Here is an 18,156-nt window from a genome sequence, read left to right as displayed (position 1 = left end):
GGGGCAGGACCTGCCGGGAAGCGGCGCGGAGAAGGGGCAGGGCGCCGGTCCGGGAGGAACCGGCCTGGGAGGGGCCGGGCCCGAGAGGGGCCAAAGAGGGCCATGTGGGCCAGGTCGTATCCTCCGGGCAGGGCGAGGGCGGCGGTGGTGCGGCTCCCCTCGCGTTTGACCTGCGCCACACCCGGGGTAACCTCTACAGCTCGATTGGCGTCGGTCAAGCCATGTATGGCAGACTAGCCGAGTTGCTCGGTCGAGTGTTGATGCTGCGCGCCTCCCGCCGGGAGGACCGGAAGCGAGTCCCACAGTACTCGTCGTCTTAACTGCCTGACGGCAGCGCTGGGGCGGACGTACGGGAATCTTCCGGGAAGCGTGTGCGCGGCGCCGGCCAGGCACCCGGTGGGCCTTCGTCCCCGGTCCTGCGGTCTGGTAAGGCCGCGCTCCCCACGCAGGGATGTTCGAACAAGGGACATCTGTGTCGGCGGGGGCGCGACACGCCCGACCGCGTGGGTCGGAGAAGCAGGCCATGGAACGCCGGGTTCCAGAGCGTGAAGAGAGACAGGACTACGAAGTAGCCATGGCGGGACAGAAGATCCGCATCCGGCTCAAGGCCTACGACCACGAGGTCATCGACTCCTCGGCGAAGAAGATCGTCGAGACGGTGACCCGTACCGGTGCGTCGGTCGCGGGCCCGGTGCCGCTGCCCACTGAGAAGAACGTGTACTGCGTCATCAAGTCGCCGCACAAGTACAAGGACTCGCGCGAGCACTTCGAGATGCGCACGCACAAGCGCCTGATCGACATCCTCGACCCGACCCCCAAGACCGTTGACTCTCTGATGCGACTCGACCTCCCGGCCGGTGTCGACATCGAGATCAAGCTCTGAGGCCGGTGATCTGAGCGATGACCAAGCAGATCAAGGGCATCCTGGGCGAGAAGCTCGGTATGACGCAGGTCTGGGACGAGAACAACCGTGTCGTCCCGGTCACCGTCGTCAAGGCCGGGCCCAACGTCGTGACCCAGGTCCGTACGAAGGAAACCGACGGCTACGAGTCCGTCCAGATCGCCTTCGGCGAGATCGACCCGCGCAAGGTGAACAAGCCCCTCAAGGGCCACTTCGCCAAGGCCAACGTCACCCCGCGCCGCCACCTGGTCGAGATCCGCACCGCGGACGCCGCCGAGTACGAGCTCGGCCAGGAGATCACCGCCGAGGTGTTCGAGGCCGGCCAGAAGGTCGACGTCACCGGCAAGAGCAAGGGCAAGGGCTTCGCCGGTGTCATGAAGCGCCACAACTTCGGTGGCCTCGGCGCCGCGCACGGTACCCAGCGCAAGCACCGCTCGCCCGGTTCCATCGGCGGCTGCGCCACGCCGGGCCGCGTGTTCAAGGGCCTCCGCATGGCGGGTCGCATGGGCAACGAGCGGGTGACCACCCAGAACCTGACCGTCCACGCCGTTGACGCGGAGAAGGGCCTGCTGCTCATCAAGGGCGCGGTTCCCGGTCCGAACGGCGGCCTCGTCCTGGTCCGCACCGCGGCCAAGGGGGCCTGAGGTAACCGATGAGCACTGTTGACATCCTTTCGCCGGCGGGCGAGAAGGCCGGTACCGTCGAGCTCCCCGCGGAGATCTTCGACGCCAAGGTCAGCGTTCCGCTGATCCACCAGGTCGTCGTCGCGCAGCTGGCCGCCGCCCGCCAGGGCACGCACAAGACCAAGACCCGCGGCGAGGTCCGCGGCGGTGGCAAGAAGCCGTACCGCCAGAAGGGCACCGGTCGCGCCCGCCAGGGTTCGACCCGCGCGCCGCAGTTCGCCGGCGGTGGCACCGTGCACGGTCCCGTGCCGCGCGACTACTCGCAGCGGACCCCGAAGAAGATGAAGGCCGCCGCCCTGCGCGGTGCCCTCACCGACCGGGCCCGCCACAACCGCATCCACGTCGTGACCGGCGTGGTCGAGGGCGAGACCCCGTCCACCAAGGCCGCCAAGGCGCTGTTCGGCAAGATCAGCGAGCGCAAGAACGTGCTGCTCGTCGCCGACCGCTCCGACGAGGTCGCGTGGCTGTCCGCCCGCAACCTGCCCCAGGTCCACATCCTGGAGCCGGGCCAGCTGAACACGTACGACGTTCTCGTCTCGGACGACGTGGTCTTCACCAAGGCCGCCTTCGAGTCCTTCGTCGCCGGCCCGAACAAGGCCAACGACACCGAAGGGAGCGAGGCCTGATGGCCATCCGTCACCCCGCCATTGCCTCCAAGGCCGCCAAGAAGGCCAAGGAAGCGCGCATCGCCAAGGCGAAGCGGCACGCGCTCGAGGGCAAGCAGACCGTCGAGACCCCGGCGAGCAAGGCGTTCACGGACCCCCGTGACGTGCTGATCCGCCCGGTCGTCTCCGAGAAGAGCTACGCGCTGCTCGACGAGAACAAGTACACGTTCGTCGTCGACCCGCGCTCCAACAAGACCCAGATCAAGCAGGCCGTCGAGGCGGTCTTCGAGGTCAAGGTCACCGGGGTCAACACGATCAACCGCCCGGGCAAGCGCAAGCGGACCCGCACCGGGTTCGGCAAGCGTCCCAACACCAAGCGCGCGATCGTGACCCTCGCCGAGGGCGACCGTATCGACATCTTCGGCGGTCCGACCTCCTGACGGAGGTCCGGATCGTCCGATATCGGACGAGGACTGAGAAATGGGTATCCGCAAGTACAAGCCGACGACTCCTGGCCGTCGAGGCGCCAGCGTCGCCGACTTCGTCGAGATCACGCGGTCCACGCCGGAGAAGTCGCTGGTCCGTCCGCTGCACAGCAAGGGCGGCCGGAACAACTCGGGCCGTGTGACCGTCCGCCACCAGGGCGGTGGCCACAAGCGCGCCTACCGCGTGATCGACTTCCGTCGTCACGACAAGGACGGCGTGCCGGCGAAGGTCGCGCACATCGAGTACGACCCCAACCGCACCGCGCGCATCGCGCTGCTGCACTACGCCGACGGCGAGAAGCGCTACATCCTGGCCCCCAAGGGCCTCGGACAGGGCGACCGGGTGGAGAACGGCCCCACGGCCGACATCAAGCCCGGCAACAACCTGGCGCTGCGCAACATCCCGGTCGGTACCACCATCCACGCGGTGGAGCTGCGTCCGGGCGGCGGCGCCAAGTTCGGCCGCTCCGCCGGCGCCTCCATCCAGCTGCTGGCCAAGGAGGGCGCCTACGCCCACCTGCGCATGCCGTCCGGTGAGATCCGGCTGGTGGACGTGCGCTGCCGCGCCACCGTCGGCGAGGTCGGCAACGCCGAGCAGTCGAACATCAACTGGGGCAAGGCCGGCCGCAAGCGCTGGCTGGGCGTCCGCCCGACCGTCCGTGGTGTGGTCATGAACCCGGTCGACCACCCGCACGGTGGTGGTGAGGGCCGTACCTCCGGTGGCCGCCACCCGGTGTCCCCGTGGGGCAAGAAGGAAGGCCGTACTCGTTCGCCCAAGAAGGCGTCGAACAAGTACATCGTCCGCCGCCGCAAGACGAACAAGAAGCGCTAAGGACGGGTTGAGATGCCTCGTAGCTTGAAGAAGGGGCCCTTCGTCGACGACCACCTGATGAAGAAGGTGGAAGCCCAGAACGAAGCCGGCACCAAGAACGTCATCAAGACCTGGTCCCGTCGCTCGATGATCGTCCCGGCCATGCTGGGCCACACGATCGCGGTGCACAACGGCAAGACCCACATCCCGGTGTTTGTCACCGAGTCGATGGTCGGCCACAAGCTCGGCGAGTTCTCGCCGACCCGCACCTTCCGGGGCCACGTCAAGGAAGACCGGAAGTCGAAGCGCCGCTGACCAGCGGGGCGCGAACGACCAATGACAAACACTGAAGGGACAACCATGGAAGCCAGGGCCCAGGCGCGGTACATCCGCGTCACGCCCATGAAGGCCCGCCGTGTGGTGGACCTCATCCGTGGCCTGCCTGCCACGGAGGCTCAGGCGGTCCTGCGTTTCGCCCCGCAGGCCGCGAGCGTGCCGGTCGGCAAGGTGCTCGACAGCGCCATCGCCAACGCCGCGCACAACTACGACCACACGGACGTGGACAGCCTGTACGTGTCCGAGGCCTACGTCGACGAGGGACCGACCCTGAAGCGGTTCCGTCCGCGCGCCCAGGGCCGCGCGTACCGGATCCGGAAGCGGACCAGCCACATCACCGTGGTCGTCGCGAGCAAGGAAGGGACCCGGTAATGGGCCAGAAGGTAAACCCGCACGGGTTCCGGCTGGGCGTCACCACCGACTTCAAGTCGCGCTGGTACGCCGACAAGCTCTACAAGGACTACGTCAAGGAAGACGTCGCCATCCGCCGGATGATGACGTCCGGCATGGAGCGCGCCGGCATCTCCAAGGTGGAGATCGAGCGCACCCGTGACCGTGTCCGCGTGGACATCCACACCGCGCGCCCGGGCATCGTCATCGGCCGCCGCGGCGCCGAGGCCGACCGCATCCGCGGCGACCTGGAGAAGCTCACCGGCAAGCAGGTCCAGCTGAACATCCTCGAGGTCAAGAACCCCGAGACCGATGCCCAGCTGGTCGCCCAGGCCGTGGCCGAGCAGCTGTCCAGCCGCGTCTCCTTCCGCCGCGCCATGCGCAAGAGCATGCAGTCGGCGCTGAAGGCGGGCGCCAAGGGCATCAAGATCCAGTGCTCGGGCCGCCTCGGCGGCGCCGAGATGTCCCGCTCGGAGTTCTACCGCGAGGGCCGCGTGCCCCTGCACACGCTCCGCGCGAACGTGGACTACGGCTTCTTCGAGGCCAAGACGACCTTCGGCCGCATCGGCGTGAAGGTCTGGATCTACAAGGGCGACGTCAAGAACATCGCCGAGGTCCGCGCCGAGAACGCCGCCGCCCGCGCCGGCAACCGCCCGGCCCGCGGTGGCGCCGACCGTCCGGCCCGTGGTGGCCGCGGCGGCGAGCGGCGCGGTCGCAAGCCGCAGCAGCAGCAGGCCGCCGGCACCGAGGCCCCCAAGGCCGAGGCGCCCGCGTCCGCCGCTCCGGCTGAGAGCACCGGAACGGAGGCCTGACCGACATGCTGATCCCCCGTAGGGTCAAGCACCGCAAGCAGCACCACCCCAAGCGTGGCGGTATGTCCAAGGGTGGTACGCAGGTCGCGTTCGGCGAGTACGGCATCCAGGCGCTGACCCCGGCGTACGTCACCAACCGCCAGATCGAGGCGGCGCGTATCGCCATGACCCGCCACATCAAGCGTGGCGGCAAGGTCTGGATCAACATCTACCCGGACCGTCCGCTGACCAAGAAGCCCGCCGAGACCCGCATGGGTTCCGGTAAGGGTTCGCCCGAGTGGTGGGTCGCGAACGTCAAGCCGGGGCGCGTGATGTTCGAGCTGTCCTACCCGAACGAGAAGATCGCCCGAGAGGCGCTGACGCGTGCGGCCCACAAGCTGCCGATGAAGTGCCGGATCGTCAAGCGCGAGGCAGGTGAAGCGTGATGTCGGCCGGTACCAAGGCGTCCGAGCTGCGCGAGCTGGGCAACGAGGAGCTGCTGACCAAGCTCCGCGAGGCCAAGGAAGAGCTGTTCAATCTCCGCTTCCAGGCGGCGACCGGCCAGCTCGAGAACCACGGCCGTCTGAAGGCGGTCCGCAAGGACATCGCCCGGATCTACACCCTCATGCGTGAGCGTGAGCTCGGCATCGAGACGGTGGAGAACGCCTGATGAGCGAGAGCAACGTGACTGAGAAGAAGACGGAGCGCGGCTTCCGTAAGACCCGCGAGGGCTACGTCGTCAGCGACAAGATGGACAAGACCGTCGTCGTCGCCGTCGAGGACCGCGTCAAGCACGCGCTGTACGGCAAGGTCATCCGCCGTACCAACAAGCTCAAGGCGCACGACGAGCAGAACGCCGCGGGTGTCGGCGACCGCGTCCTCCTCATGGAGACGCGGCCGCTGTCCGCGACCAAGCGCTGGCGCGTCGTCGAGATCCTCGAGAAGGCCAAGTAATCCCTCCTAGGGGGACACCCTAGGGAAAGTTCCGCCAGGCTCCGGGGGCTGTGATCCACGTGATCCGCCAGCCCCCGGGGAACCGGCAGACGATCAGGAGATAGACGTGATCCAGCAGGAGTCGCGACTGCGTGTCGCCGACAACACGGGTGCGAAGGAGATCCTTTGCATCCGTGTGCTCGGCGGCTCCGGTCGCCGCTACGCGGGCATCGGTGACGTCATCGTCGCCACCGTCAAGGACGCGATCCCCGGTGGCAACGTGAAGAAGGGCGACGTCGTCAAGGCCGTCGTCGTGCGCACCGTCAAGGAGCGCCGTCGGCCGGACGGCTCGTACATCCGCTTCGACGAGAACGCCGCTGTCATCCTCAAGAACGACGGCGACCCTCGCGGCACCCGTATCTTCGGCCCCGTCGGCCGTGAGCTGCGCGAGAAGAAGTTCATGAAGATCATCTCCCTCGCGCCGGAGGTGCTGTGAGCATGAAGATCAAGAAGGGTGACCTGGTCCAGGTCATCACCGGCAAGGACAAGGGCAAGCAGGGCAAGGTCATCGCCGCTTACCCGCGCGAGGAGCGTGTCCTGGTCGAGGGTGTCAACCGGGTCAAGAAGCACACCAAGGCCGGGCCGACCGCCCGCGGCTCGCAGGCCGGCGGCATCGTGACCACCGAGGCCCCCATCCACGTCAGCAACGTCATGCTGGTCGTGGAGAAGGACGGCAAGAAGGTCCCGACCCGCGTCGGCTACCGCTTCGACGAGAACGGCAACAAGATCCGTGTTGCCAAGCGGACGGGTGAGGACATCTGATGACGACCACCACCACGACTCCGCGTCTGAAGCAGAAGTACAAGGACGAGATCGTCGGCAAGCTGCGTGACGAGTTCAAGTACCAGAACGTCATGCAGGTTCCGGGCCTCGTCAAGATCGTGGTCAACATGGGTGTCGGCGACGCCGCCCGTGACTCGAAGCTGATCGAGGGCGCCGTGCGCGACCTGGCCACGATCACCGGGCAGAAGCCGGCCGTGACCAAGGCCCGCAAGTCCATCGCGCAGTTCAAGCTGCGCGAGGGGCAGCCGATCGGCGCCCACGTCACGCTCCGTGGCGACCGCATGTGGGAGTTCCTCGACCGCACCCTGTCGCTCGCGCTGCCGCGCATCCGCGACTTCCGCGGTCTGTCCCCCAAGCAGTTCGACGGTCGTGGCAACTACACCTTCGGTCTCACCGAGCAGGTCATGTTCCACGAGATCGACCAGGACAAGATCGACCGCGTCCGGGGTATGGACATCACCGTGGTGACCACGGCGAAGACCGACGAAGAGGGCCGTGCCCTGCTCCGTCACCTCGGCTTCCCCTTCAAGGAGGCGTGAGCGAGATGGCGAAGAAGGCTCTGATCGCCAAGGCTGCCCGCAAGCCCAAGTTCGGTGTGCGCGCGTACACCCGCTGCCAGCGCTGCGGCCGTCCGCACTCCGTGTACCGCAAGTTCGGCCTCTGCCGCGTGTGCCTTCGTGAGATGGCTCACCGCGGCGAGCTGCCGGGCGTGACCAAGAGCTCCTGGTAAGCCGCCGGCAGGCGACTTGCAGGACTCTCGGTAGGCAACTGGGACGGCAGGACGCCCAGCCCGCATGCCGTAGGCTTGTGGGGTTGGGCGCCTGCCCGCCCGTACGACTTACTACGCCGTAGGTCCACCGCGCCGCACCCGTCCCGTCTCGGATCGGGGAGAGGGACGGCGCACCAGGAAACCCCGGCGAGAGAGGCCCAAGGCCAATTCATGACCATGACTGATCCGATCGCAGACATGCTCACGCGTCTGCGGAACGCGAACGCGGCATACCACGACACGGTGACCATGCCGCACTCCAAGATCAAGTCGCACATCGCGGAGATCCTCCAGCAGGAGGGCTTCATCACCGGTTGGAAGACCGTGGATGCCGAGGTCGGCAAGAACCTCGTCATCGAGCTCAAGTACGGCCCCAACCGCGAGCGCTCCATCGCGGGCATCAAGCGGATCTCCAAGCCCGGTCTCCGGGTGTACGCGAAGTCCACCAACCTGCCCAAGGTGCTCGGCGGCCTGGGCGTGGCGATCATCTCCACGTCCCACGGTCTCCTCACCGACAAGCAGGCCGGCAAGAAGGGCGTGGGTGGGGAAGTCCTCGCCTACGTCTGGTAACGGAAGGGAACGGAGGAAACAGCTATGTCGCGCATCGGCAAGCTCCCCATCGCGGTTCCCGCCGGCGTGGACGTCACCATCGACGGCCGTACGGTCAAGGTCAAGGGCCCCAAGGGCGAGCTGACCCACACCGTCGCCGCGCCGATCGAGATCGTCAAGAACGAGGACGGCACCCTCCAGGTGACCCGTCCCAACGACGAGCGTCAGAACAAGGCCCTGCACGGCCTGTCCCGCACGCTGGTGGCGAACATGATCACCGGCGTGACCCAGGGTTACGTGAAGAAGCTCGAGATCAGCGGTGTCGGCTACCGTGTCCAGGCCAAGGGCTCCGACCTGGAGTTCTCCCTGGGCTACAGCCACCCGATCACGGTCAAGGCGCCCGAGGGCATCACCTTCAAGGTCGAGAGCCCGACCCGCTTCTCGGTCGAGGGCATCGACAAGCAGAAGGTCGGCGAGGTCGCGGCCAACATCCGCAAGCTGCGCAAGCCCGACCCGTACAAGGCCAAGGGTGTCAAGTACGAGGGCGAAGTCATCCGCCGCAAGGTCGGAAAGGCGGGTAAGTAAGCCATGGCATACGGGCAGAAGATCCAGAAGGGCGCCGGCTACAAGCGCGCCGCGATCAAGCGCCGCCACATCCGGATCCGCAAGAAGGTCTCCGGTACCGCGGAGCGTCCCCGCCTGGTGGTGACCCGCTCCAACCGCCACATCGTGGCGCAGGTGATCGACGACCTCAAGGGCCACACCCTGGCGTCGGCGTCGTCCATGGACGCCTCCATCCGCGGCACCGAGGGCGACAAGTCCGCGCAGGCCGTCAAGGTCGGCGCCCTGGTCGCCGAGCGTGCCAAGGCCGCGGGCGTGGAGGCCGTCGTGTTCGACCGCGGTGGTAACCGGTACGCGGGCCGTATCGCGGCCCTCGCCGACGCCGCCCGCGAGGCCGGGCTCAAGTTCTGAGCCACGGTTCCGTAGCTAGCGGAAACAGAGAGAGGTAATTCCAATGGCTGGACCCCAGCGCCGCGGTGGCGGCGCCGGTGGCGGCGAGCGGCGGGACCGGAAGGGCCGTGACGGCGGCGCTGCTGCCGCCGAGAAGACCGCGTACGTTGAGCGCGTCGTCGCGATCAACCGCGTCGCCAAGGTTGTGAAGGGTGGTCGTCGCTTCAGCTTCACCGCGCTGGTCGTGGTGGGCGACGGCGACGGCACCGTGGGTGTCGGATACGGCAAGGCCAAGGAGGTGCCGGCCGCCATCGCCAAGGGCGTCGAGGAGGCCAAGAAGCACTTCTTCAAGGTCCCGCGGATCCAGGGCACCATTCCGCACCCGATCCAGGGTGAGAAGGCCGCCGGCGTCGTGCTGCTCAAGCCGGCCTCGCCGGGTACCGGTGTGATCGCCGGTGGTCCGGTGCGTGCCGTGCTGGAGTGCGCCGGTATCCACGACGTTCTCTCGAAGTCCCTGGGCTCCGAGAACGCGATCAACATCGTGCACGCCACCGTGGAGGCCCTCAAGGGCCTGCAGCGTCCGGAGGAGATCGCGGCCCGCCGCGGTCTGCCGCTCGAGGACGTCGCCCCCGCGGCCCTGCTGCGTGCGCGTGCCGGGGTGGGTGCGTAATGGCTCAGCTCAAGATCACGCAGGTTAAGTCGTACATCGGCAGCAAGCAGAACCACCGCGAGACGCTGCGCACCCTGGGCCTGAAGAAGGTCAACGACAGCGTCGTGCGGGAGGACCGCCCCGAGGTCCGCGGCATGGTGCACACCGTCCGCCACCTCGTGACGGTCGAGGAGGTCGACTGATCATGGCGGAGCAGAACCCGCTCAAGATCCACAACCTCCGTCCCGCCCCCGGCGCCAAGACCGCCAAGACCCGTGTCGGTCGTGGTGAGGCGTCGAAGGGCAAGACGGCCGGTCGTGGCACCAAGGGCACCAAGGCCCGCTACCAGGTTCCGGAGCGCTTCGAGGGCGGCCAGATGCCGCTGCACATGCGCCTCCCGAAGCTGAAGGGCTTCAAGAACCCGTTCAAGACCGAGTACCAGGTCGTGAACCTCGACAAGCTGGCCGAGCTCTACCCCGAGGGCGGCGAGGTCACCGTCGAGGGCCTCGTGGCCAAGGGCGCGGTGCGCAAGAACCGTCCCGTCAAGGTTCTCGGCCAGGGCGAGATCTCCGTGGCGCTGCAGGTGAAGGTCGACGCGGCCTCCGCCTCCGCCAAGGAGAAGATCACCGCCGCCGGCGGTTCCGTCACCGAGCTCGTCTGAGACCCCTCGGACGTCTCGATGGCCTGAATGATCCCGACCGGGGATACCCCACACATGGGGTATCCCCGGTCGGTCGTTCCAAGGGCGGCGGGGTCGCCGGTAAGGTGGCCTGCACTGCCGATTTTTTCCTCCGGGCGCGGCACCCCCGGCACCCGGAGCGGCGGTGAACCGTTGTTCAGTCGTTGTTGTCTGTTGGAACCTCAAGACCGTCACCCTTGACGCAGTTGCGCGGGGGTCGCAGGAGGCACCGTGCTCACCGCGTTCGCCCGGGCGTTCAAGACGCCCGACCTGCGCAAGAAGCTGCTCTTCACGCTCGGCATCATCGTGGTGTACCGGGTGGGTACCAGCATCCCGATTCCGGGTGTGGACTACCGCAACGTCCAGACCTGTGTGGACCAGGCCAGCTCGAACCGTGGGCTGTTCAGCCTGATCAACATGTTCAGCGGCGGCGCGTTGCTCCAGATCAGCCTCTTCGCGCTCGGCATCATGCCGTACATCACCGCCAGCATCATCCTGCAGCTGCTCACCGTGGTGATCCCCCGTCTGGAGGCCCTGAAGAAGGAGGGCCAGACCGGTACGGCGAAGATCACCCAGTACACCCGCTACCTGACGCTGGCGCTCGCCGTGCTGCAGGGCACCGGCCTGGTGGCGACCGCCCGCAGCGGCGCCCTGTTCAGCGGCTGCCCGGTGGCCAACCAGATCGTGCCGGACCAGTCCATCTTCACGACCATCACCATGGTCATCACCATGACGGCCGGCACCACCGTGGTGATGTGGCTCGGCGAGCTGATCACCGACCGCGGCATCGGCAACGGCATGTCGATCCTGATGTTCATCTCGATCGCCGCGACGTTCCCGAGCGCCCTGTGGGCGATCAAGGTCCAGGGCAAGCTGGCCGGCGGCTGGATCGAGTTCGGCACCGTGCTCGCCGTCGGTCTGTTCATGGTGGCCCTGGTGGTCTTCGTGGAGCAGGCCCAGCGCCGCATCCCCGTGCAGTACGCCAAGCGGATGATCGGCCGCCGGTCCTACGGCGGCACCTCGACCTACATCCCGCTCAAGGTGAACCAGGCCGGTGTGATTCCGGTCATCTTCGCGTCGTCGCTGCTCTACATTCCGAGCCTGATCGCCCAGTTCTCCGGCGGAAAATCCGGATGGAAGGTCTGGATCCAGGAAAACCTCACCAGGGGTGACCATCCCATCTACATCACCCTTTACTTCCTCCTGATCGTCTTCTTTGCCTTCTTCTACGTGGCGATCTCCTTCAACCCCGAGGAAGTCGCCGACAACATGAAGAAGTATGGTGGCTTCATCCCGGGCATCCGGGCTGGCCGACCGACCGCTGAGTACCTGACGTACGTGCTCAACCGGATCACCTGGCCGGGTTCGCTGTATCTGGGGTTGATCGCTCTCGTACCGACAATGGCGTTGGTGGGCTTCGGGGCGAGCCAGAACTTCCCGTTCGGCGGGACCAGCATCCTGATCATCGTGGGTGTCGGCCTCGAGACGGTGAAGCAGATCGAGAGCCAGCTTCAGCAGCGCAATTACGAAGGGTTCCTCCGCTGATGCGAATCGTCCTCGTCGGGCCGCCGGGTGCCGGAAAGGGTACGCAAGCCACGCGTCTTGCCGAGAAGCTGAAGATCCCCCACATCTCCACCGGCGACCTCTTCCGCACCAACATGAGCCGGCAGACGGAGCTGGGCAAGCTGGCCAAGTCCTACATCGAGGCCGGCGAACTGGTACCGGACGAGGTCACCATCGGGATGGCCAAGGACCGCATGGAGCAGCCGGACGCCGCCGGCGGCTTCCTGCTGGACGGCTTCCCGCGCAACGTGCCGCAGGCCGAGGCGCTCGACGAACTGCTCCAGACGGAACGCATGCAGCTGGACGCCGTCCTCGACCTGGAGGTCCCCGAGGAGGAGGTCGTCAAGCGCATCGCCGGCCGGCGGGTGTGCCGCAACGACTCCGCGCACGTCTTCCACGTCACTTACAGCCCGCCCCGGCAGGAGGGCGTCTGCGACCTCTGCGGCGGCGAGCTGTACCAGCGGCACGACGACTCCGAGGAGACCGTGCGGACCCGGCTCGAGGTGTACCACACCCAGACCGAGCCGATCATCGACTACTACAAGACGCAGGGGCTGGTCGTCACCATCTCCGCGCTGGGCAAGGTCGACGAGGTGACGCGGCGCGCCCTGGAGGCGCTCAACCGCGAGGGTGACGCCGCGTAGCGGACGCACGGCGACCGACGCAGCAGACGTACGACGAGCAGACGCACGACGAGCAGACCGCGGCCGCGGCTCCCCGGGTGGGGGACCGCGGCCGCGGCGCGGCGCGGGTGCCTCCCGCCCGCCCCGGATCCGCGGCGGTCCGGGGCACCGTATGGTGGGAGGCGTCCGTGTTCCCCCGGTCCCAGGAAAGGCCGTAGCCCCCATGGTGCAGATCAAGACCCCGGAGCAGATCGCCAAGATGCGTGCGGCGGGGCTGGTCGTCGCCGCCATCCACGCGGCCACGCGGGAGGCGGCCGTGCCGGGGGCGACGACGCGGGACCTGGACGAGGTCGCGCGCAAGGTGCTCGCCGAGCACGGCGCGAAGCCCAACTTCCTCGGCTACGGCGGTTTCCCCGCGACGATCTGCACCTCCGTCAATGAGGTCGTCGTCCACGGCATCCCCTCCGAGGACGTCGTCCTCAAGGACGGCGACATCATCTCCATCGACTGCGGCGCGATCGTCGACGGCTGGCACGGCGACGCCGCGTACACCGCCTTCGTCGGCTCCGGGCACGCGCCCGAGCTGATCGAGCTCTCCCGGGTGACCGAGGAGTCGATGTGGGCCGGCATCGCCGCGATGAAGCAGGGCAACCGGCTCGTGGACATCTCCCGGGCCATCGAGACCTACATCCGCCGCCAGCCCAAGCCCGGCGGCGGCCGGTACGGGATCATCGAGGACTACGGCGGCCACGGCATCGGCACCGAGATGCACATGGACCCGCACCTGCTGAACTACGTCGACCGCCGCCGCGGCAAGGGTCCGAAGCTGGTGCCGGGCTTCTGCCTCGCCATCGAGCCGATGGTCTCGCTCGGCACGTCCAAGACGCGCGTGCTGGAGGACGACTGGACGGTCGTCACCACCGACGGCAGCTGGTCCTCCCACTGGGAGCACTCCGTCGCCCTCACCGAGCAGGGCCCCCTGGTGCTGACGGCCCCCGACGGCGGCCGGGCCAAGCTCGCCGAGTACGGCGTCACCGCCGCGCCCGACCCCCTCGCGTAACGATCTCCGGCGCCGGGCAGGCTTCCCTCATTTCGCCTTTCCGGGTGTGCTGGCGTAGACTGACTCGTCGGCTCTTGTGCACCCGCATGTCCGCATGCGCTCGTACGATCTCCCGTACGGCTTCTCCCGTGCGGTCCGTACGGGAGTGCAGGGGTCGATCAAGGTAGTCGATTCCGAAGGGCGAAGCGTGGCCAAGAAACAAGGTGCCATCGAGATCGAGGGCACTGTCGTCGAGTCTCTGCCGAACGCCATGTTCAAGGTCGAGCTCCAGAACGGCCACCAGGTCCTGGCACACATCAGCGGAAAGATGCGGATGCACTACATCCGTATCCTCCCTGACGACCGGGTCGTGGTGGAGCTGTCCCCGTACGACCTGACGCGTGGCCGGATCGTCTACCGGTACAAGTAGATCTTGCCCACGTCCCGCCGGCCCGTGCCGGGCGGGGCCGCCGGCAACTGACCCGGAGAACCTCACATCCCATGAAGGTCAAGCCGAGCGTCAAGAAGATCTGCGACAAGTGCAGGGTGATCCGCCGTCACGGCCGGGTCATGGTCATCTGCGAGAACCCGCGCCACAAGCAGCGCCAGGGCTGACGCACGACCCACCCCTCTGCGCCCGAAGCAGACCTTCGCGCGACGCGAGCAACACATGTACATACGCAGGGCCCAGGCGGGCCGACGCCCGCCTGACACCCCCGGTCGGAGGCCGGGGACCCGGTCCGTACCTGATACGGCGGTCGGGAACCGGTCCTGCGGCAGACCTCCGACGATCAAACTGGAGCCATTGCATGGCACGCGTTTCCGGTGTTGACATCCCGCGCGACAAGCGCGTGGAAGTCGCCCTCACCTACGTGTTCGGCATCGGCCGGACCCTTTCGAAGCAGACGCTGGCCGCGACCGGCGTGGACCCGAACACCCGCGTCCGCGACCTGACCGAGGACGAGCTGGTCCGCATCCGCGAGTACGTCGACGCCAACATCAAGACCGAGGGTGACCTCCGTCGCGAGATCCAGGCCGACATCCGCCGCAAGATCGAGATCGGCTGCTACCAGGGCCTGCGTCACCGCCGTGGCCTGCCCGTCCGCGGTCAGCGCACCTCGACCAACGCCCGTACCCGCAAGGGCCCGCGTCGCGCCATCGCCGGCAAGAAGAAGCCGGGCAAGAAGTAGTCCGCAGCGGACCCCGCAGCAAGCGGTCGTCGCTCGCTGAAGCAAGAAGCGGTCCTCGCTGTCGGTCCGACCACCTCCCGTAGGAGTTAGAGACATGCCCCCCAAGGGACGTCAGGGCGCTGCCAAGAAGGTGCGCCGCAAGGAGAAGAAGAACGTCGCTCACGGCCACGCGCACATCAAGAGCACGTTCAACAACACCATCGTTTCGATCACCGACCCGCAGGGCAACGTGATCTCCTGGGCCTCCGCCGGCCACGTCGGCTTCAAGGGCTCCCGGAAGTCCACCCCGTTCGCCGCGCAGATGGCCGCCGAGTCGGCCGCCCGCCGCGCCCAGGAGCACGGCATGCGCAAGGTCGACGTGTTCGTCAAGGGCCCGGGCTCCGGTCGCGAGACCGCGATCCGCTCCCTGCAGGCCACCGGCCTCGAGGTCGGGTCCATCCAGGACGTGACGCCGGTTCCGCACAACGGCTGCCGTCCGCCGAAGCGTCGCCGGGTCTGACGTACGGCGCCGCAGGATTTCGGGCGGTACGGCTCGCTCCGGGGCGTACCGCCCGTACCCTTGCAGTACCCCGTGCGGTGAGGCACGGGTTCCGTCGGGCGTCATATAGCGGTCGCCCACGACTGAAGGATCTGATCCACTCATGCTGATCGCTCAGCGTCCCTCGTTGACCGAAGAGGTCGTCGACGAGTTCCGCTCCCGGTTCGTGATCGAGCCGCTGGAGCCGGGCTTCGGTTACACCCTCGGCAACTCCCTGCGCCGCACCCTCCTGTCGTCGATCCCCGGTGCCGCCGTCACCTCCATCCGGATCGACGGCGTCCTGCACGAGTTCACCACCGTGCCGGGCGTCAAGGAGGACGTCACCGACCTCATCCTCAACATCAAGCAGCTGGTCGTCTCGAGCGAGCACGACGAGCCCGTGGTGATGTACCTGCGCAAGCAGGGTCCGGGTGTGGTCACCGCCGCCGACATCGCGCCCCCGGCCGGTGTCGAGGTGCACAACCCCGACCTCGTCCTCGCGACCCTCAACAGCAAGGGCAAGCTGGAGATGGAGCTGACCGTCGAGCGCGGTCGCGGCTACGTCTCCGCCGTGCAGAACAAGCAGGTGGGTCAGGAGATCGGCCGCATCCCGGTCGACTCGATCTACTCGCCGGTGCTGAAGGTCACGTACAAGGTCGAGGCCACGCGTGTCGAGCAGCGCACCGACTTCGACAAGCTGATCGTCGACGTCGAGACCAAGCCGGCGATGCGGCCGCGCGACGCCATGGCGTCCGCGGGCAAGACGCTGGTCGAGCTGTTCGGTCTGGCCCGCGAGCTCAACGTCGACGCCGAGGGCATCGACATGGGTCCGTCCCCGACGGACGCCGCGCTCGCCGCCGACCTGGCGCTGCCGATCGAGGAGCTGGAGCTCACCGTCCGCTCCTACAACTGCCTCAAGCGCGAGGGCATCCACACCGTGGGCGAGCTCGTCGCCCGCTCCGAGGCCGACCTGCTCGACATCCGCAACTTCGGTGCGAAGTCGATCGACGAGGTCAAGGCGAAGCTGGCCGGCATGGGCCTGGCCCTCAAGGACAGCCCGCCCGGGTTCGACCCGACCTCCGCTGCCGACACCTTCGGCACGGACGACGACGCCGACTCCGGCTTCGTCGAGACCGAGCAGTACTGACGTGCCGGGGGCCGTGCGGCCCCCGGACCACCCCGCCCCTCTTCCCCAGGGGCTGGTTGTTGCCGGTGAGCGTCCGCTCACCGGGCCCTGACCCCGGTACCTGATACGGCCGGGGCAGAAACCAAGGAGAAAGAACCATGCCGAAGCCCACCAAGGGCGCCCGTCTGGGCGGCAGCGCCGCGCACGAGAAGCTGCTCCTCGCGAACCTCGCGAAGTCGCTCTTCGAGCACGGCCGGATCACCACCACCGAGGCCAAGGCGCGCCGCCTGCGCCCGTACGCCGAGCGCCTGATCACCAAGGCGAAGAAGGGCGACCTGCACAACCGCCGCCAGGTGCTGCAGGTCATCACCGACAAGAGCGTCGTGCACACCCTCTTCACCGAGATCGGCCCGCGCTACGAGAACCGCCCCGGCGGCTACACCCGCATCACCAAGATCGGCAACCGCCGTGGCGACAACGCGCCCATGGCCGTGATCGAGCTGGTCGAGGCGCTGACGGTGCAGCAGAAGGCGGTCGGCGAGGCCGAGGCGGCGACCAAGCGCGCCGTGAAGGAGGCCGAGCAGGCCAAGGCGGAGGAGACCAAGGCCGAGGAGACCCCGGCCGAGGAGACCGAGGCCAAGGCCGAGGACGCCAAGGGCGAGGAGGCCGCCGAGAAGGCCGAGGAGTCCGCCGAGGAGTCCAAGGACGCCTGAGGCGCCGCCTGAGCGCTGTGAGCGGGTCCGCCCCTTGCCGGGCGGGCCCGCTTTCGCGTACCTGACGAGGAGATCCCTGTCGTGAGCGATGAAGTACAGCCCGGGTACGTCCGGGTCCGCCTCGACCTGTCCTACGACGGCACCGGCTTCTCCGGATGGGCCAAGCAGGCCGGCGGCCGGCGAACCGTGCAGGGGGAGATCGAGGACGCCCTGCGCACGGTGACGCGGTCGAAGGAGACGTACGAGCTGACCGTGGCCGGCCGCACCGACGCCGGGGTGCACGCGCGCGGCCAGGTGGCGCACGTGGACCTGCCGGAGGGGGTGTGGCGCGAGCACCACGAGAAGCTGCTCAAGCGGCTCGCCGGCCGGCTGCCCAAGGACGTGCGCGTGTGGGCCCTGCGGGAGGCACCGCCCGGCTTCGACGCCCGTTTCTCGGCGATCTGGCGCCGGTACGCGTACCGAGTCACGGACAACCCCGGCGGCGTCGACCCGCTGCTGCGCCACCACGTCCTCTGGCACGACCGGCCCCTGGACGTCGACGCGATGAACGAGGCCGCGCGGGGCCTGCTGGGCGAGCACGACTTCGCCGCGTACTGCAAGAAACGCGAGGGCGCCACGACGATCCGCACCCTGCAGGAGCTGAGCCTGGTGCGCGGCGCCGACGGGATCATCACCGCGACCGTGCGCGCCGACGCCTTCTGCCACAACATGGTCCGCTCCCTCATCGGCGCCCTGCTGTTCGTCGGCGACGGCCACCGTCCCCCGGACTGGCCGGCCAAGGTGCTCGCCGCGGGCGTGCGCGACTCCGCCGTGCACGTCGTACGGCCGCACGGGCTGACGCTGGAGGAGGTCGGCTACCCGCCGGACGACCAGCTCGCGGAGCGGAACCGGCAGGCGCGCCGGAAGCGGTCGCTGCCGGGGGCCGCGGGCTGCTGCTGACCTCGTCCGCCGCCCGCCGGGCGGGCGGCGGGACCGGTGCGCGGCGGGCGGCGGGCGGCGGGTCCGGCTCA

General features: G+C 68.1%; 31 protein-coding genes. All 31 read left to right on the top strand.

Annotation, left to right across the window (positions count from 1 at the left end):
* Positions 1-574: 574 nt before the first annotated feature.
* The 31 genes from rpsJ (at position 575) to truA (ending at position 18,085) form a co-directional block, all read left to right on the top strand.
* Positions 575-883: a 30S ribosomal protein S10 gene (gene rpsJ / locus IE225_RS15570; RefSeq protein WP_003948644.1), complete on the top strand. Its 309-nt coding sequence runs from the start codon at positions 575-577 to the stop codon at positions 881-883.
* Between the two features lie 17 nt (positions 884-900).
* A complete protein-coding gene (gene rplC / locus IE225_RS15565; protein ID WP_190058093.1) occupies positions 901-1,545 on the top strand; it encodes a 50S ribosomal protein L3 in 645 nt (214 codons plus the stop codon).
* Positions 1,546-1,553: 8 nt separating this feature from the next.
* Positions 1,554-2,210: a 50S ribosomal protein L4 gene (gene rplD, locus IE225_RS15560; RefSeq protein ID WP_190058092.1), complete on the top strand. Its 657-nt coding sequence runs from the start codon at positions 1,554-1,556 to the stop codon at positions 2,208-2,210.
* Positions 2,210-2,629 carry a 50S ribosomal protein L23 gene (gene rplW / locus IE225_RS15555; protein WP_190058091.1) on the top strand — a complete coding sequence of 140 codons (420 nt, stop codon included), beginning with the start codon at positions 2,210-2,212 and terminating at the stop codon, positions 2,627-2,629. Before rplD ends, rplW begins: the two co-directional genes overlap by 1 nt.
* Positions 2,630-2,669: 40 nt before the next feature.
* Positions 2,670-3,506: a 50S ribosomal protein L2 gene (gene rplB, locus IE225_RS15550; protein ID WP_190058090.1), complete on the top strand. Its 837-nt coding sequence runs from the start codon at positions 2,670-2,672 to the stop codon at positions 3,504-3,506.
* A 12-nt stretch (positions 3,507-3,518) separates the two neighbouring features.
* Complete coding sequence (gene rpsS, locus IE225_RS15545; protein ID WP_190058089.1) at positions 3,519-3,800, top strand: 30S ribosomal protein S19; 282 nt, start codon at positions 3,519-3,521, stop codon at positions 3,798-3,800.
* A gap of 45 nt (positions 3,801-3,845) precedes the next feature.
* Positions 3,846-4,193 carry a 50S ribosomal protein L22 gene (gene rplV / locus IE225_RS15540; protein WP_190058088.1) on the top strand — a complete coding sequence of 116 codons (348 nt, stop codon included), beginning with the start codon at positions 3,846-3,848 and terminating at the stop codon, positions 4,191-4,193.
* Positions 4,193-5,023: a 30S ribosomal protein S3 gene (gene rpsC / locus IE225_RS15535; RefSeq protein ID WP_190058087.1), complete on the top strand. Its 831-nt coding sequence runs from the start codon at positions 4,193-4,195 to the stop codon at positions 5,021-5,023. Before rplV ends, rpsC begins: the two co-directional genes overlap by 1 nt.
* Before the next feature lie 5 nt (positions 5,024-5,028).
* Positions 5,029-5,448, top strand: a complete 420-nt coding sequence (gene rplP, locus IE225_RS15530) for a 50S ribosomal protein L16 (RefSeq protein WP_190058086.1) — start codon at positions 5,029-5,031, stop codon at positions 5,446-5,448.
* Positions 5,448-5,672, top strand: coding sequence for a 50S ribosomal protein L29 (gene rpmC, locus IE225_RS15525; RefSeq protein ID WP_004984525.1), 225 nt, complete (start codon positions 5,448-5,450; stop codon positions 5,670-5,672). Before rplP ends, rpmC begins: the two co-directional genes overlap by 1 nt.
* Positions 5,672-5,956 carry a 30S ribosomal protein S17 gene (gene rpsQ, locus IE225_RS15520; RefSeq protein ID WP_190058085.1) on the top strand — a complete coding sequence of 95 codons (285 nt, stop codon included), beginning with the start codon at positions 5,672-5,674 and terminating at the stop codon, positions 5,954-5,956. Before rpmC ends, rpsQ begins: the two co-directional genes overlap by 1 nt.
* A 106-nt stretch (positions 5,957-6,062) precedes the next feature.
* Entirely contained in the window at positions 6,063-6,431 is a 369-nt protein-coding gene (gene rplN, locus IE225_RS15515; protein WP_055718836.1) for a 50S ribosomal protein L14, read from the top strand.
* Between the two features lie 2 nt (positions 6,432-6,433).
* Positions 6,434-6,757 carry a 50S ribosomal protein L24 gene (gene rplX, locus IE225_RS15510; RefSeq protein ID WP_190058084.1) on the top strand — a complete coding sequence of 108 codons (324 nt, stop codon included), beginning with the start codon at positions 6,434-6,436 and terminating at the stop codon, positions 6,755-6,757.
* Entirely contained in the window at positions 6,757-7,317 is a 561-nt protein-coding gene (rplE, locus tag IE225_RS15505; RefSeq protein WP_190058083.1) for a 50S ribosomal protein L5, read from the top strand. The genes rplX and rplE overlap by 1 nt, the downstream gene beginning before the upstream one ends.
* A gap of 5 nt (positions 7,318-7,322) precedes the next feature.
* Positions 7,323-7,508, top strand: coding sequence for a type Z 30S ribosomal protein S14 (locus tag IE225_RS15500; protein WP_003956452.1), 186 nt, complete (start codon positions 7,323-7,325; stop codon positions 7,506-7,508).
* Between the two features lie 210 nt (positions 7,509-7,718).
* Positions 7,719-8,117 carry a 30S ribosomal protein S8 gene (rpsH, locus tag IE225_RS15495; RefSeq protein WP_190058082.1) on the top strand — a complete coding sequence of 133 codons (399 nt, stop codon included), beginning with the start codon at positions 7,719-7,721 and terminating at the stop codon, positions 8,115-8,117.
* A gap of 24 nt (positions 8,118-8,141) precedes the next feature.
* Complete coding sequence (gene rplF, locus IE225_RS15490; RefSeq protein ID WP_190058081.1) at positions 8,142-8,681, top strand: 50S ribosomal protein L6; 540 nt, start codon at positions 8,142-8,144, stop codon at positions 8,679-8,681.
* Between the two features lie 3 nt (positions 8,682-8,684).
* Positions 8,685-9,068 carry a 50S ribosomal protein L18 gene (gene rplR, locus IE225_RS15485; protein ID WP_190058080.1) on the top strand — a complete coding sequence of 128 codons (384 nt, stop codon included), beginning with the start codon at positions 8,685-8,687 and terminating at the stop codon, positions 9,066-9,068.
* A 43-nt stretch (positions 9,069-9,111) separates the two neighbouring features.
* Positions 9,112-9,717, top strand: coding sequence for a 30S ribosomal protein S5 (gene rpsE, locus IE225_RS15480; protein ID WP_190058079.1), 606 nt, complete (start codon positions 9,112-9,114; stop codon positions 9,715-9,717).
* Positions 9,717-9,899, top strand: a complete 183-nt coding sequence (gene rpmD, locus IE225_RS15475; protein ID WP_190058078.1) for a 50S ribosomal protein L30 — start codon at positions 9,717-9,719, stop codon at positions 9,897-9,899. Before rpsE ends, rpmD begins: the two co-directional genes overlap by 1 nt.
* A gap of 2 nt (positions 9,900-9,901) precedes the next feature.
* Entirely contained in the window at positions 9,902-10,357 is a 456-nt protein-coding gene (gene rplO / locus IE225_RS15470) for a 50S ribosomal protein L15 (RefSeq protein ID WP_190058077.1), read from the top strand.
* Between the two features lie 249 nt (positions 10,358-10,606).
* On the top strand, positions 10,607-11,920 hold the full coding sequence (secY, locus tag IE225_RS15465; RefSeq protein WP_190058076.1) for a preprotein translocase subunit SecY: 1,314 nt from the start codon (positions 10,607-10,609) through the stop codon (positions 11,918-11,920).
* Positions 11,920-12,582 carry an adenylate kinase gene (locus IE225_RS15460; protein WP_190058075.1) on the top strand — a complete coding sequence of 221 codons (663 nt, stop codon included), beginning with the start codon at positions 11,920-11,922 and terminating at the stop codon, positions 12,580-12,582. The genes secY and IE225_RS15460 overlap by 1 nt, the downstream gene beginning before the upstream one ends.
* A gap of 202 nt (positions 12,583-12,784) precedes the next feature.
* Positions 12,785-13,621, top strand: a complete 837-nt coding sequence (map, locus tag IE225_RS15455; RefSeq protein WP_190058074.1) for a type I methionyl aminopeptidase — start codon at positions 12,785-12,787, stop codon at positions 13,619-13,621.
* Between the two features lie 187 nt (positions 13,622-13,808).
* Positions 13,809-14,030, top strand: a complete 222-nt coding sequence (infA, locus tag IE225_RS15450) for a translation initiation factor IF-1 (RefSeq protein WP_003948620.1) — start codon at positions 13,809-13,811, stop codon at positions 14,028-14,030.
* Between the two features lie 71 nt (positions 14,031-14,101).
* Complete coding sequence (gene rpmJ / locus IE225_RS15445; RefSeq protein ID WP_003998809.1) at positions 14,102-14,215, top strand: 50S ribosomal protein L36; 114 nt, start codon at positions 14,102-14,104, stop codon at positions 14,213-14,215.
* A 194-nt stretch (positions 14,216-14,409) separates the two neighbouring features.
* Entirely contained in the window at positions 14,410-14,790 is a 381-nt protein-coding gene (gene rpsM, locus IE225_RS15440) for a 30S ribosomal protein S13 (protein WP_190058073.1), read from the top strand.
* 94 nt (positions 14,791-14,884) lie between these two features.
* Positions 14,885-15,289 carry a 30S ribosomal protein S11 gene (rpsK, locus tag IE225_RS15435; protein WP_190058072.1) on the top strand — a complete coding sequence of 135 codons (405 nt, stop codon included), beginning with the start codon at positions 14,885-14,887 and terminating at the stop codon, positions 15,287-15,289.
* Positions 15,290-15,431: 142 nt separating this feature from the next.
* Positions 15,432-16,454, top strand: a complete 1,023-nt coding sequence (locus tag IE225_RS15430) for a DNA-directed RNA polymerase subunit alpha (protein ID WP_190058071.1) — start codon at positions 15,432-15,434, stop codon at positions 16,452-16,454.
* A 137-nt stretch (positions 16,455-16,591) separates the two neighbouring features.
* Positions 16,592-17,146 carry a 50S ribosomal protein L17 gene (gene rplQ, locus IE225_RS15425; RefSeq protein WP_190058070.1) on the top strand — a complete coding sequence of 185 codons (555 nt, stop codon included), beginning with the start codon at positions 16,592-16,594 and terminating at the stop codon, positions 17,144-17,146.
* A gap of 81 nt (positions 17,147-17,227) precedes the next feature.
* The gene (truA, locus tag IE225_RS15420) at positions 17,228-18,085 is read left to right on the top strand and encodes a tRNA pseudouridine(38-40) synthase TruA (RefSeq protein WP_190058069.1); all 858 of its coding nucleotides are present in this window, start codon (positions 17,228-17,230) and stop codon (positions 18,083-18,085) included.
* Positions 18,086-18,156: the final 71 nt, after the last annotated feature.

The organism is Streptomyces echinoruber, assembly GCF_014651135.1.
Taxonomy (GTDB): domain Bacteria; phylum Actinomycetota; class Actinomycetes; order Streptomycetales; family Streptomycetaceae; genus Streptomyces; species Streptomyces echinoruber.
The sequence above is the reverse complement of the archived record's forward strand: the minus strand, read 5'-3'. Positions and strand labels throughout refer to the sequence as shown.

Excerpts from the sequence above, each read along its gene's own strand:
- rpsJ (WP_003948644.1), top strand. The coding sequence starts at position 575 with ATGGCGGGACAGAAGATCCGCATCCGGCTCAAGGCCTACGACCACGAG.
- rplC (WP_190058093.1), top strand. The coding sequence starts at position 901 with ATGACCAAGCAGATCAAGGGCATCCTGGGCGAGAAGCTCGGTATGACG.
- rplD (WP_190058092.1), top strand. The coding sequence starts at position 1,554 with ATGAGCACTGTTGACATCCTTTCGCCGGCGGGCGAGAAGGCCGGTACC.
- rplW (WP_190058091.1), top strand. The coding sequence starts at position 2,210 with ATGGCCATCCGTCACCCCGCCATTGCCTCCAAGGCCGCCAAGAAGGCC.
- rplB (WP_190058090.1), top strand. The coding sequence starts at position 2,670 with ATGGGTATCCGCAAGTACAAGCCGACGACTCCTGGCCGTCGAGGCGCC.
- rpsS (WP_190058089.1), top strand. The coding sequence starts at position 3,519 with ATGCCTCGTAGCTTGAAGAAGGGGCCCTTCGTCGACGACCACCTGATG.
- rplV (WP_190058088.1), top strand. The coding sequence starts at position 3,846 with ATGGAAGCCAGGGCCCAGGCGCGGTACATCCGCGTCACGCCCATGAAG.
- rpsC (WP_190058087.1), top strand. The coding sequence starts at position 4,193 with ATGGGCCAGAAGGTAAACCCGCACGGGTTCCGGCTGGGCGTCACCACC.
- rplP (WP_190058086.1), top strand. The coding sequence starts at position 5,029 with ATGCTGATCCCCCGTAGGGTCAAGCACCGCAAGCAGCACCACCCCAAG.
- rpmC (WP_004984525.1), top strand. The coding sequence starts at position 5,448 with ATGTCGGCCGGTACCAAGGCGTCCGAGCTGCGCGAGCTGGGCAACGAG.
- rpsQ (WP_190058085.1), top strand. The coding sequence starts at position 5,672 with ATGAGCGAGAGCAACGTGACTGAGAAGAAGACGGAGCGCGGCTTCCGT.
- rplX (WP_190058084.1), top strand. The coding sequence starts at position 6,434 with ATGAAGATCAAGAAGGGTGACCTGGTCCAGGTCATCACCGGCAAGGAC.
- rplE (WP_190058083.1), top strand. The coding sequence starts at position 6,757 with ATGACGACCACCACCACGACTCCGCGTCTGAAGCAGAAGTACAAGGAC.
- IE225_RS15500 (WP_003956452.1), top strand. The coding sequence starts at position 7,323 with ATGGCGAAGAAGGCTCTGATCGCCAAGGCTGCCCGCAAGCCCAAGTTC.
- rpsH (WP_190058082.1), top strand. The coding sequence starts at position 7,719 with ATGACCATGACTGATCCGATCGCAGACATGCTCACGCGTCTGCGGAAC.
- rplF (WP_190058081.1), top strand. The coding sequence starts at position 8,142 with ATGTCGCGCATCGGCAAGCTCCCCATCGCGGTTCCCGCCGGCGTGGAC.
- rplR (WP_190058080.1), top strand. The coding sequence starts at position 8,685 with ATGGCATACGGGCAGAAGATCCAGAAGGGCGCCGGCTACAAGCGCGCC.
- rpsE (WP_190058079.1), top strand. The coding sequence starts at position 9,112 with ATGGCTGGACCCCAGCGCCGCGGTGGCGGCGCCGGTGGCGGCGAGCGG.
- rpmD (WP_190058078.1), top strand. The coding sequence starts at position 9,717 with ATGGCTCAGCTCAAGATCACGCAGGTTAAGTCGTACATCGGCAGCAAG.
- rplO (WP_190058077.1), top strand. The coding sequence starts at position 9,902 with ATGGCGGAGCAGAACCCGCTCAAGATCCACAACCTCCGTCCCGCCCCC.
- IE225_RS15460 (WP_190058075.1), top strand. The coding sequence starts at position 11,920 with ATGCGAATCGTCCTCGTCGGGCCGCCGGGTGCCGGAAAGGGTACGCAA.
- map (WP_190058074.1), top strand. The coding sequence starts at position 12,785 with ATGGTGCAGATCAAGACCCCGGAGCAGATCGCCAAGATGCGTGCGGCG.
- rpmJ (WP_003998809.1), top strand. The coding sequence starts at position 14,102 with ATGAAGGTCAAGCCGAGCGTCAAGAAGATCTGCGACAAGTGCAGGGTG.
- rpsM (WP_190058073.1), top strand. The coding sequence starts at position 14,410 with ATGGCACGCGTTTCCGGTGTTGACATCCCGCGCGACAAGCGCGTGGAA.
- rpsK (WP_190058072.1), top strand. The coding sequence starts at position 14,885 with ATGCCCCCCAAGGGACGTCAGGGCGCTGCCAAGAAGGTGCGCCGCAAG.
- IE225_RS15430 (WP_190058071.1), top strand. The coding sequence starts at position 15,432 with ATGCTGATCGCTCAGCGTCCCTCGTTGACCGAAGAGGTCGTCGACGAG.
- rplQ (WP_190058070.1), top strand. The coding sequence starts at position 16,592 with ATGCCGAAGCCCACCAAGGGCGCCCGTCTGGGCGGCAGCGCCGCGCAC.